General features: G+C 57.4%; 12 protein-coding genes. 4 read left to right on the top strand and 8 right to left on the bottom strand.

The features are described 5' to 3' along the window. The 3 genes from HMPREF3101_RS12265 to HMPREF3101_RS03285 form a co-directional block, all read left to right on the top strand. The coding region (locus HMPREF3101_RS12265) for a hypothetical protein (RefSeq protein WP_210386161.1) at positions 1 to 445 on the top strand (445 nt) is incomplete at its 5' end. Further along, positions 442 to 1,416 carry a hypothetical protein gene (locus tag HMPREF3101_RS03290; protein ID WP_070462510.1) on the top strand — a complete coding sequence of 325 codons (975 nt, stop codon included), beginning with the start codon at positions 442 to 444 and terminating at the stop codon, positions 1,414 to 1,416. The genes HMPREF3101_RS12265 and HMPREF3101_RS03290, both read left to right, overlap by 4 nt. Positions 1,417 to 1,418: 2 nt before the next feature. Next, positions 1,419 to 1,820, top strand: coding sequence for a hypothetical protein (locus HMPREF3101_RS03285; RefSeq protein ID WP_070462508.1), 402 nt, complete (start codon positions 1,419 to 1,421; stop codon positions 1,818 to 1,820). Positions 1,821 to 1,987: 167 nt separating this feature from the next. On the opposite strand, the gene HMPREF3101_RS03280 is transcribed toward HMPREF3101_RS03285, so the two are convergent. Together HMPREF3101_RS03280 and HMPREF3101_RS03275 are read right to left on the bottom strand one after the other, a co-directional pair. Beyond that, a complete protein-coding gene (locus HMPREF3101_RS03280) occupies positions 1,988 to 3,700 on the bottom strand; it encodes an RNA-binding domain-containing protein (protein WP_070462507.1) in 1,713 nt (570 codons plus the stop codon). Between the two features lie 178 nt (positions 3,701 to 3,878). Further along, positions 3,879 to 4,778, bottom strand: coding sequence for an EamA family transporter (locus tag HMPREF3101_RS03275; RefSeq protein ID WP_246816632.1), 900 nt, complete (start codon positions 4,776 to 4,778; stop codon positions 3,879 to 3,881). 254 nt (positions 4,779 to 5,032) lie between these two features. Between HMPREF3101_RS03275 and HMPREF3101_RS03270 the strand changes: the two genes are divergently transcribed. Then, the gene (locus HMPREF3101_RS03270) at positions 5,033 to 5,986 is read left to right on the top strand and encodes an ABC transporter substrate-binding protein (protein WP_246816631.1); all 954 of its coding nucleotides are present in this window, start codon (positions 5,033 to 5,035) and stop codon (positions 5,984 to 5,986) included. A gap of 21 nt (positions 5,987 to 6,007) precedes the next feature. Here the strand turns inward: HMPREF3101_RS03270 and HMPREF3101_RS03265 are convergent, their stop codons facing one another. The 6 genes from HMPREF3101_RS03265 to glf form a co-directional block, all read right to left on the bottom strand. Further along, positions 6,008 to 6,778, bottom strand: a complete 771-nt coding sequence (locus HMPREF3101_RS03265) for an ABC transporter ATP-binding protein (RefSeq protein ID WP_070462505.1) — start codon at positions 6,776 to 6,778, stop codon at positions 6,008 to 6,010. Beyond that, positions 6,775 to 7,770, bottom strand: coding sequence for a FecCD family ABC transporter permease (locus HMPREF3101_RS03260; RefSeq protein WP_070462503.1), 996 nt, complete (start codon positions 7,768 to 7,770; stop codon positions 6,775 to 6,777). The genes HMPREF3101_RS03265 and HMPREF3101_RS03260 overlap by 4 nt, the downstream gene beginning before the upstream one ends. Further along, positions 7,770 to 8,792: a FecCD family ABC transporter permease gene (locus HMPREF3101_RS03255; RefSeq protein ID WP_070462502.1), complete on the bottom strand. Its 1,023-nt coding sequence runs from the start codon at positions 8,790 to 8,792 to the stop codon at positions 7,770 to 7,772. Before HMPREF3101_RS03255 ends, HMPREF3101_RS03260 begins: the two co-directional genes overlap by 1 nt. A gap of 12 nt (positions 8,793 to 8,804) precedes the next feature. Then, the gene (locus HMPREF3101_RS03250; RefSeq protein ID WP_070462500.1) at positions 8,805 to 9,707 is read right to left on the bottom strand and encodes a siderophore-interacting protein; all 903 of its coding nucleotides are present in this window, start codon (positions 9,705 to 9,707) and stop codon (positions 8,805 to 8,807) included. Positions 9,708 to 9,812: 105 nt separating this feature from the next. Beyond that, positions 9,813 to 10,061 (bottom strand): hypothetical protein, encoded by a 249-nt coding sequence (locus tag HMPREF3101_RS03245; protein ID WP_083280061.1) that lies wholly within the window; start codon positions 10,059 to 10,061, stop codon positions 9,813 to 9,815. A gap of 9 nt (positions 10,062 to 10,070) precedes the next feature. Next, positions 10,071 to 11,264, bottom strand: a complete 1,194-nt coding sequence (glf, locus tag HMPREF3101_RS03240) for a UDP-galactopyranose mutase (protein WP_052205812.1) — start codon at positions 11,262 to 11,264, stop codon at positions 10,071 to 10,073. Positions 11,265 to 11,393: the final 129 nt, after the last annotated feature.

Below are 11,393 nucleotides of genomic sequence, written 5' to 3'. Positions count from 1 at the left end.
CAGAGGTGTCTACCAAACAGGGGTCAGGTCCGAGGTCTACAAAGCGCAGATCTCACAGCACCTAGACGGTGTCATCAATCAATGGAATAGCGGTCAACTCAATTTCACAAGAAATCAGCTTAACCACATTCGAAGGGGCAACTACTGGGCTGAACGAATGCATCTAGGAACCATACTGCACATGGAATTAGCTGAGAGTTTGAGAATGAATCCGATTAAGGGGATTGTCGCCAACACGCAGGGCAAGTACGGTGCCGATTTCCAAGTCACGCTAAGCGATGGATCAACACGGTGGTTGGATCTCACCACGGTTGGTCAAACCGATGCCCATGTGAGGAAGTATGGTTTGCAGGAAGGGATGGATCGTTCGGACCATATCATTGCCTACGAAGCGTTTCGGCCAAATGGCGGCACCAATAGGCTTCAGGTGAGGAGAGTTAAATGACAGTGAAGTTGACGCGTAAGCAGTTGGTGGAGCGTTGGGGTGGTCAGTGTGACCCGGGGTTGGTGTTGGCGCCGTCTCCGTTTGGGTTGGTTGATGGGCGTGAGGACTTTCGTGGTTTTCATTGGGAGGGCACTTTTAGTGAGCATGGCGTGTCTTCTGATGTGTTTTTGCCGCCTGGGCAGGTATTGGATAATATTGATTTCAGTTATGCCAACATCAACCCGTTTATTGCCCGTGAGTTGACGATGCGGCATTGTTACGCCAAACAGGCAACGTTTACTTCTCCTGAGTGGGCGTATGGCACTATTTCGGACTGTGTGTTCGAGCGGTGCAAGTTCGCTTCTGGGTTTGCTATGCCGTTGATTGCCGCAAGTGTGTCTGATTGCGTGTTTCGGGCGTGTACGTTTCCGGAGTTGTTTGCCTATGGCACGCGTTATGATCGGTGTCAGGCGCTTGACATGCGGTTGAATGGGCCAAAGGGGGGCGGTAGTCGGTGTCCTGTGATTACCAATACGACGGTAACGGGGAAGTGGAAAGAATTCACGGTGGAAGAAACCGTAGATGGCATCCAGTTATCGGGTTGTGATCTCAGTGGGGTTGAATTCGGGATCTGTGGTTTTGATTATGTGGATATGAACAAGGTGAAAATCCCTGATGCTCTGCAACGGTTTACGGTGGCGAATTGGGAAGCAGTCTGTGACAGCATCCGCACGAAGTTACAAGAGCTTCAGGATGCTCCTGCGAATGACGGTGAACCAATGATGCAGTCAGGCTTTGCGCTTGACATGCTGGATTATGATTTGCGGGGTTGGTACGAGCAGGCGCCGCGGCCTCGTGGTGCTCGGTATTGTGTTGAGCTGACGTTTGCTGACTCGGCGGGGCATCGTCGTGATTATTTGTTGGATCTTTATCGTGATGCTGGCGCGGTGTTTATGCTTGATCCCGCGGCAGGAGCACAGGAAAGGGAATAGACATGTATGCAGGGTTTGAATTTGTTGATGGTGATTGGCGTGTTGGGCATCCGGGGATTGGTCCGGATGGGGAGTGGATGATCAGCGTTGCGGAGTTGATGCTGTGTTTTATCACTATTCGTACTGATGCTGGTACGCATGAGTTTTTCTTTGGTGCGAATCCAGTGATGGTGTTTGGTGCTGATCCGGCGGAGGTGCCGGATTATGACGTTGATGAGTTTATTGACTTTTTTACTGCTGCGTATCCGGATGCGGCAGAAGGTATTGGTCGTTTTGTGGAGACGTATCGGGTGATGTCTACGGATAGTGAGCCGCGGTATCAGTCACCGGATCAAGCTGGCGATAGTTTGGTGTCTGAGTGGTGTTCGATTTTGAACCTGCCGGACCCTATGGCTGAGGCGTAAGTAAATACGCTGCAGGCAGGCGGCAACCAATGGGGGTTTAGATCCTCCACTACATATCCCCGCAATTTGAGGGCAAGCCCACTCCAGAGTCGTCGCTTGTGCAGTTTGTGCGGTTGCCGAAGTTTGAGTTGTTCTGAGTTATTTTTCTGACGGCCTGGCGTCTCCGGCTAAGTAGAAACCCACCGGACGCCTGGCCCCCGCTTAGGGCTATCGTGAGCGATCTTTGCTTTACCCAAATCTCTAAGGTGCCGGAGAAGCCGACTCACCGATTGCCTCTCAACACCTAATTCTTCAGCAACTTCACGAGCATTCAGGGCTTTCCCTTCACGGAGCTGAGCGATAATCCAGTCCTCCGTAGTTACCGCACTGACTACAGGGGAAGCTTCGCCGTCAAAAGCCGTCCTGGCTTGCGCGGACAATATCCATTCGGGAGCATCCCTCAGCTGCTCCAGAAAGCCCTGTCTTGCATACCATCCTAAGGTTTCCTGAGCCTGCGCCTCCGACACCTGCATAAGCCGAGCGGCAGTAGAAGTCATCAAGATCGGGTTATTTGCCAAATGGCGTGTAACCAAGAGACCATTCACGCTATCGAAAATGGGGTCTCCAAATGTTGCACGCAGCTGATATAACGCCTTGATGAAATCTTGATCCACCTCGCCAGAAGGCAAAGTTACTTCAACAAACGGTCCATCAGTGCTCAGGCTCGGGGTTTGCCTGCCGCTTGAGAGCATAGAGACCCACATGCGGTCGAAACCGCGCGACGATTCCTCAGCGAGACTCAACTGCCTTAAAGCCCCCATGAGCACTGGATTCCGCGGGATAGATTGGGTGGTCAAAATTCTTTCTTTGCGAACACCCACTGGAAGGCTACCAGGGGACCACACTGTTAAGCTGGTGGGAGACTGGTCTACGACTATTGCTGCGGTAGCTCCCCAGTCGCGGTGCGCGAACGCATTGGAAACAACTTCATCAACCGCCGTTGTCGGGAACGCGGGAATCGGAAACTCCTGCCCATTCGGGAGCTGGACTCGAGCTATCTCCTGAGATGTGTGGTCCTTGATGAGCGCACGGAGCCGTTCCGAAGCTGTAATTAACGGTGCCGAGATCTCGGTCACCTTTGGATCACCACTGGGCACCTCCCGAAGAAGGTAACGAACCACCGACCGGTTATGTAGCGGCTGCATGAAGAGTATTTCCGCCGCGAAAGTCAGTCTCCCATCGGGCTTGAGCAGGCCTAACTCACTGCATAGTTCGAGCCCCGTCCGCGGAACCGGTGACCCGTCCCCCAAGGCTTTCTTCCGATTTGTCAGGAGGACTCTCGCCCGTTCAACGGCTTGTGAGTCCAAGTCTTCAGGCCCTCGCCGCGACGCCATAGCACTGAAATCTGGATTGGCACGTGCCAGATGGATACTCCGACGCTCGTCTTCCCCCAGTGGGACACAGCTTTTCCCTACGCGCTTGCTCGCTTGACCTTTGGATCGTTGGTAGAGCGCCATCCCACGCGGAACACGCAAGATTATCAAGCGCACGTTGCACCACTCGATGTCAAAAGCCTCTACTTGGATATGCGGCTGGGTCTTGCTGTAGATCTTCTCCACCAACCAGTCGCAAGCACGGTCAGTTCCAGTAAACGCAGATGGTCCCGACTTCTTGTCATTAACGCCAAGGACGATGTATGCGACTCCGCTATCCGCGTTGGAAAAGCAAATAACTTCGTCGACGAGAAATTCTATTAAGCCCGCATCGGGATTCTTATTCATCGGATGCACAGCGGGATCTTCTTTGAAGTCCAATATCTGAGATTCCCTACTGCCAGCGCCCTCACCAGCTTCAATCGCAGAAAGCGCTTCCCTTACAACCTCAAACTCCGCATCGACCATGCAATGAGAATAACAGGAATAATGCACGAGTTGTTTGAAACAACTCCAAACAACTTACAAACAACTCCGCCTTAAAATATCCCCGAAAATACCCTATATCTGCAGATCAAAGCAGCTATCAGGAGTTGTTGGAGAGTTGTTCAGAGTTGTTTATTACTCACCGCTTTACTCTCGCAACTCACGTCGCCCGCGATTCCTGAGCCCCGCGCCACGTGATCACCGCACCGGCGGCCGCGATCAGGACAATGCCTGTGACCATGGACCAGGTCAGGTGGTCGCCGGAAAACGCCCAGCCCAAGATCGCGCCAATCACCGGATCGAGGGCAAAGAGCGTACCGACGACCGCCGCCGAGACAATCCCCGCCGCAATCGTGTCCATCACATACGGAATCACCGCACCGATGAACCCGGAGATGACGATGGTGACCCACACGGGGGCGTCGATAAGCGGAACTGCCCGAACTGAGAAAGGAGCAAGGATCAGCGCGGCAACAACCACAGACAAGGCAAGGTCCGACATGCTGTCGTTTTCGGTGCTCCCCATACGTTCGGCGAACACCGTGTAGCCAGCGAAGAAACAGGCACCGACCACAGCAAAGCCAACACCGAGCGGATCCAGATCATTCGATGGATTCGCAATCAGCGCCACGCCCACGAACGCGGCGATGGCCCACAAGCGGGAGCGCCACATCTTCAGCCCCAGGAAAGACACAACGCAGGGGCCGAGGAAATCGATGGTAACGGCAACGCCCAGGGGCAGGCGGGCGATAGCCGCATAAATCATCACACTCATCATGCCCATGGTCACGCCGTAGACCGCGATGTTGATCGCCCGGGCGCGGGTCATACCGCTCAGCTTCGGACGGAACAACAACACCATAATCACGGCCGCGGCCGCCATGCGCAGGCCGGACACACCCGGCGCGCCAATAGGCTCGAGCAGGTCTCTTACCAAAACGGCAGCGGCCTGCGTGCCTAGCGAGCCGATCAGGACCATCAAAACAGGAGCCGCTGGCAGGGCAAGAAACGCGTTCATGCCCTGGCGGCTCATGCGGAATTGATTACGTTCACGCGCCACGCGCGCCAGATTAGTGCAAACGGGGTGGCAGTGAGCTACTAGTGGACGCGATGAGTACCTCCACGACTTCGACGCCGCCATCCAAAATCGCTAACAGTCATCCCACTGCTCGTACACAACGACTCGATGTGTGTTGTCTCGTTCCAAGCGCGTAGGCGGAGATTGCTCACGAGCTGAGGCATACCGTAGAATGCTTTCGTTAGGCTAGGCAGCCCTAACTGGAGTTTCTTTATTTACCTACGAAAGGCGCAACCTTGGCACTCTTTAGCTCTCGTCCCTTCAAGGCAGCCGCAGCCACTCTCACCGCGGCGTTCATGCTTGCCAGCTGCTCCAGCGGCGCAGGCGACCCGACAGCTGCTCCAGAAGCTTCCGATGCCAACGGGGCAGACGAGCGCATCGTCACAATGGGGCTCGGCGACGTCGATACGATCCTTGCCCTGGGCGAACAACCGGTCGGTTACGCCACCTGGGAACAGGAAGGTTCGGGCGATCCCTCCGGACTTGGGCCGTGGGCCAAGGACAAGCTCACTGTCGAGCCAAACCCAATCCGTGGTACCACCACCGAATTCAGTACCGACACTGCCGAACAAGTGGCTGCGCTGAACCCGACCAAGATTATTGCGGTCAACAGCGGTCTCGAAGCCGATAAGAAGGCGCTGCTCGAGCAGATCGCACCGACGACTTTCCACTCGGATGAGTACCCGGATTGGCAAGTACCCTGGGAAGTACAGATCAAGGAAATCTCCAAGGCCTTAGGCAAAGAAGACGAAGGCCAAAAGCTTATCGACGACTCCGAGCAGGCCTTCAAAGACTTCCGCGAAGCGCACCCAGAGTTGCAGGGCAAAACAGCAGTAATCGGCATGCCCTACGACGGGAAGCTCGGCGTGTACACCTCAGGCGATGGCCGCGGTGCTTTCATCGAAAAGCTTGGTTTCACAATCCCAGAGAAGTTCAACGGCGATGGCTCCAGCTTCTTCCTCGATTGGTCCCCCGAGAACTACGCTGACTTCAATGACGTGGACTACCTCTTCGTGTTGGACTACTACGGCGCGATCGATGCGCTGAAGAACGACAAGGCTTTCATGGATCTTGATGTCAACAAGCGTGGCGGGCTCTACTGGCTAGACACCGATACTGCCAACGCAATGAGCATGCCAAACCCCCTCACGATCCCGTACGCAATCGAGCAGATCAAGAAACAGCTCTAGGCATTTCAGGGGGCGGGGTGCCTACCGGGGGACGACCAGTGGGCCACCGCTCACCGGATCAGACACCACAACCGCAGGCAGATCGAAAACGCGGCTGAGCAAAGACTCTGTAACCACCTCGGTAGGCGTACCGACCGCACGAACCTCGCCACGCTGCATCACGATGAGCTGATCTGAGTAGCGTGCGGCGAGGTTCAAATCATGCAGCACCATAAGCACGGTTCGCCCTTCCTGATCAGCGAGTCGACGTACGAGCGACAAGACCTCGACGGAGTGGGACAAGTCGAGGTATGTCGTTGGCTCGTCCAAAAACACAAGCGGAGTGTCCTGCGCTAAGACCATCGCGATCCAGGCGCGCTGGCGCTGTCCGCCAGAAAGCCGCTCGAGTGGACGATCTGCAAACTCTGCAATATTGGTCAGCTCCATCACTGCATCGACCGCACGCGCATCCTCAGCAGAGGCCTGCCGTAGCCAGGACTGGTGCGGGTGGCGTCCGCGGCTCACCAGATCGCGGACCGTCAGCCCCTCGGGGGCAACAGGTGTCTGTGGCAGTACTGCAAGCTGGCGCGCAATCTCGCGGCGCTTCAGTTTCGCCGTGTCCACGCCGTTCAGCGTGACCGTGCCGTGATCGCATGCAATAAGCCCAGCGGTAGCTCGCAACAGCGTTGACTTGCCGCAACCATTCGGACCGATGAGTGTGGTGACACCGCCTTGAGGCACGTCGAGGTCAATGCCATCAACGATGACGGTAGCGCCATAACTCACCTTGAGATTTCGAACTTGAAGCATCATACGGACACCTTTCGTGTTGCGCGCAGCAGCGTGTAGAGCAGTACTGTGCCACCAATCGCAGTTGTAGCTATACCTACCGGCAGGTTCCCGGGCACCAAGATGCGTACCGCTACGTCAGCGCCGGACACGATCGCCGCGCCAGCGAGCATTGCTGTTCCTAAAGGCGGCGTCGCTGCTTGCGTGATCTTGCGTCCGATCTGTGGCGCAACAAACGCCACGAATGCTATCGGACCAGAGGCTGCGACAGCCATCGATGCCAGCACGACAGCCATGAGCATGAGGATGAGTTGCATATGCCGGGGCTCCACCCCGAGGCCAGCAGCCGTATCCTCGCCTAACGAGAGCGCCTGAAGGTTGAAGGCTGCCCACCGCAAGAGTGGAACAACAACTGCCAGAGTAATAAGCACAGCGAGGGCATCGCGCCAGTTCGAAGAACCCACCGAACCGGTGATCCACGCCTGCGCTTTACCCACATCGCGATAGTCGGCGCGAACAAGCAGGAACGAGTTGTAGGCCATCGCTAACGCGTTGATGATGATCCCGGCGAAGACAAGCTGGAAAGACCCGAGCCCCGCGCCACGGCTCAGCCACCAGATTGCCGCGGACACCACTAATCCACCGAGAAACGCACTGAGCGGGACCCCCAGTACATGCAGCAGCATTCCGGAGCTTCCACCAGCAAGTAACGCAGTCAATGCGAAAGCGGAGGCACCCGAGGTGACGCCCAAGATGTCTGGGCTTGCCAAAGGATTCCTCGTGATGGTCTGGAAGATCGCCCCCGCAAAACCCAGCGCAGCTCCTACTCCCAAAGCTGTCACTACCCGCGGCAGACGCCACTCAAGAATCACCGTACGAGCCAATTCCGTGGTTTGGCCCATGAGCGCAGAAACAATATCCCGGACCGTAAGCTCGAAGTCTCCGACCATGACACCCCCAAGGGCCGCGGCGAGAGCCAACACCGCAAGGACACCATTCGTCACGAAAACCCGCATCACAGTTTCGCCCCTTTCCGCAAGATGTACAGGGCGAATGGGGCGCCAACGAAGGCGAGCGTAATGCCCACCTGCAATTCGCCAGGTCGTGCGATGATGCGTCCGATAACGTCGGCAAGCAACAGCAGCGAGGCCCCAGCCAGCGCGGAACACGGCAGCACCCAGCGGTAATCTGGCCCCGTAACGGCGCGCACGAGGTGCGGAACGACCAGGCCGACGAACCCGATCGGGCCCGCGCCAGCCACCGCGGCACCAGTGAGCAATGCAACCACGATGATGCCCACGGCCCGCGCGATGTTCACTCTCACGCCAAGTGCACTGGCCACGTCGTCTCCCAAGTTCAGGAGGTTCACCTGATGTGCCGTGCCAAAGGCGAGCACAATCCCGAGGAGTATCACCGGGGCAAGCACCGCGACCACCTGCATGTCGCGCCCAGCTATAGCGCCCGCTGTCCAAAACCGCATCTCATTGAGACTTTGCGTATTCGTCAGCACAATGCCGCTAGTAAGCGCACTACAAACCGCACCCAGCGCAGAACCTCCGAGCACGACCATGATCGGCGTAGATCCCAGGCTCCTCATACTGAGCACGAACACGAGCGCCACCGCAAGTATTGCACCGAGGAATCCCACCCCAACCGTGCGCAATACTGACATTGAGCCGTGAAAGGAAATGGCTGCTGCCACTGCAAGAGCTGCGCCGGGACCGACGCCCAGCAGGTTTGTGTCCGCAAGCGGATTTCTGGTGTGACCCTGCAGCAGCGCGCCCGCCGTACCCAACGCTGCCCCCACCAACAGGCCGAGCAGGGTGCGCGGAACTCGAAGTTGCGCGATGATCTTCGCCTCGTCGCTGGACGCCTCAAGTCGTTCGGATCCTCCTGGGAACGCCAGCACGATTCCATCACGAACCGCGCCCAGCGTTGCCCCGAATCCCATTTCGCGCGCCCCGAACAACAAAGACAGCAGTGCTGCACACACGGTAGAAGCCGCAAGGAAAACAACAAACCCTACGTGTCTATTCACGCTGTTACCCCGTTAACGCCAGTACCCCATGAACGACACGTGGTGGCGAGGCACACCCACCTCGCTCACCAGCAGTCGACGCATCGCCTTCACAGCCGTATTCTTCCCTGCGATCCAGTAATAGGTATGCCCTGCAGCATCCGAAGCGGAAGCTATGGATTCACCACTGCTGGAGTACGTGGGTGTCTCCCAGACCTCGTCATGCGAGACTTCATCTACGAGATCAAGTTTCCCAGCTCCCATAGGTACAGCAGCGCTGCGGGAATCAACCTCGTCTTTCAGTTGCGCAAGAAGCAAGTCCCCGTAATCGACGTCGTCGTGTTCGCGGAAGTGCCAGCGGACGTCGACCTGTGCAGGGGCGTCGATGGGCAAGTGGTTGCCGGCCGGTACCTCAATGTCAGCAGACCCGGCGAGGCCTTCGGGCCAATCTTCCAAAATGCGGGCTATTGCGGGAAGCGCGGTTTCGTCACCATACAAGCATGCCTGTGCTGCAGACCCCGGATTGAATTCGATGCCAACCCCGGAGTCATCGTCGCGAGTTGGTCCAATTATCAGGAGCTGCTGCCCAGGTTGCGCGTCTTGCGCCCACGCCGAGGCTGGACCGGGATTGTCATTGTGCAGAACAAAGTCCACATCCACTTCATCCGGGCCATCGGCATATCGCCGGAGCTCTCGAATCGAGTAGGTACGGAGGTGCCCGCGCGTGTGCTCCGGCATCGCACGCCACGCATCCCACCACCCTTCCTCCGGGAGGCTCAGCACTCCACTGGCGGGCGGGATCAGCAGTTTGATGCGCAAATCCCTGATGGGTACGGCAGGCCCCATAGCGTCGATCCCGGTGAACGTCACCCGTTGGAAGTTCGGCGCAACGCGTTCACTGCGGAGGACGGTTGCAAGGAAAGGCCTGAAACTCACCCTGCAAACTATATAGGCTTGCCTAGCCTAAGGAAAGTGTTCAGGTACGCAGTCCCCTAACGTAGTCCCCTAACGCCCGCGTAGCTGGAGTCGGCGAGGATGCGGCTACACCTCGCCGGGGAACTCGACCGTCGTGCCGTCTATCACATTGGACGGCACACCAATCTTGCCGGTGGCGCGGACGTCGGCGAACCCGTCGAGTGAATCGCGCAGGGTAAGAAAGCGTTTGAGGTTGCGCAGGTCGGTGACGTCGAGAAGTTCGGCGTCACCGAACACCTGCGGATCTGCCTTGAACTGCGCGATGACATCCGTGCAGTCAGGACAGTCGGGGTGGACGAAAATCTCAATGCTCACTCGTTGCTCCTAGTGCCCGCGCGGCTGGTCGATCGGCTTGCCGTCCTCAAAGTAGGCACGTACGTGGTTATCAAACACGGACAGCGCCGCGCCGATGGCCATGTGCATGTCCAGGTACTGGTACGTGCCTAGGCGACCACCGAAGAGGACCTTGTTTTCGCGGGACTCGGCCGCAGCGAGGCGTCGATACGCCTCCAGCTTCGAGCGGTCCTCCGGGGTGTTGATCGGGTAGTACACCTCGTCATCACCCTCGGCGAAGCGGGAGTATTCCTTCACAATGACGGTCTTGTCGGCAGGATAACTATCCTGCCGCTCCGGGTGGAAGTGGCGGAACTCGTGGATGCGGGTGTACGGCACGTCCGCGTCGTTGTAGTTCATCACAGAGGTGCCCTGGAAGTCGCCGGTGTCCAGTACTTCCTGCTCAAAGTCGAGGGTGCGCCAGCCAAGGTGACCCTCGGCATAGTCGAAGTACCGGTCCAGCGGGCCGGTGTACACAACCGGGGCGTCCGGGGATTCGGCGCGGATGGCGTCGCGGACGTCGAACCAGTCAGTATCTAGGCGAACGTCAATCAGCTCGTGCGCGGCCATCTTCTCCAGCCAGGCGGCGTAGCCGTCCACCGGCAGGCCTTCGTACTTGTCGTTGAAGTAGCGGTTGTTAAACGTGTAGCGAACCGGTAGGCGGGAGATGATCTCCGGCGGCAGGTCAGTCGGGTCTGTCTGCCACTGCTTTGCGGTGTAGTGCTTCACAAACGCGTCGTAAAGCGGCTTGCCAATCAGCGCAATGCCGCGCTCCTCCAGGTTGGTTGCGGCCGCCGGGTCGAGGCCTTCGCGCTGCTGTTCAATCAGTTCGCGAGCCTCGTCCGGCGAGTAGTACTTGCCAAAGAACTGGTTGATCAGGCCCAGGCCCATGGGGAATTGGTAGGCGGTGCCGTCGTGCATGGCAAACACGCGGTGCTGGTAGTCGGTGAACTCGGTGAAGCGGTTGACGTACTCCCACACGCGCTCGTTCGAGGTGTGGAACAGGTGCGCACCGTATTTGTGCACCTCAATGCCGGTTTCTGGTTCCTTTTCGCTGTATGCGTTTCCGCCGATGTGGTTGCGCTTTTCCACCACCAGCACACGCTTGCCCAGCTCGCTCGCGGCCTGCTCCGCAACGGTCAGGCCGAAAAACCCGGATCCAACAACAATGAGGTCATATGTCATAGGTGCCATTTTCGCACAATTGCTTTTCGACGCCACACCTCACGACACGCCGCAAAGTCTCAAGGTTCACGTGAGGGTTAAGATTGCGGTAGCCTGCAATTAACTATTGTCACATCAGCCACAGGAGTG

The sequence above is a fragment of the Corynebacterium sp. HMSC29G08 genome, from assembly GCF_001806875.1.
Lineage (GTDB): Bacteria > Actinomycetota > Actinomycetes > Mycobacteriales > Mycobacteriaceae > Corynebacterium.
Note: the sequence above shows the minus strand (reverse complement) of the source record. Positions and strands in the feature narration are given on the sequence as shown.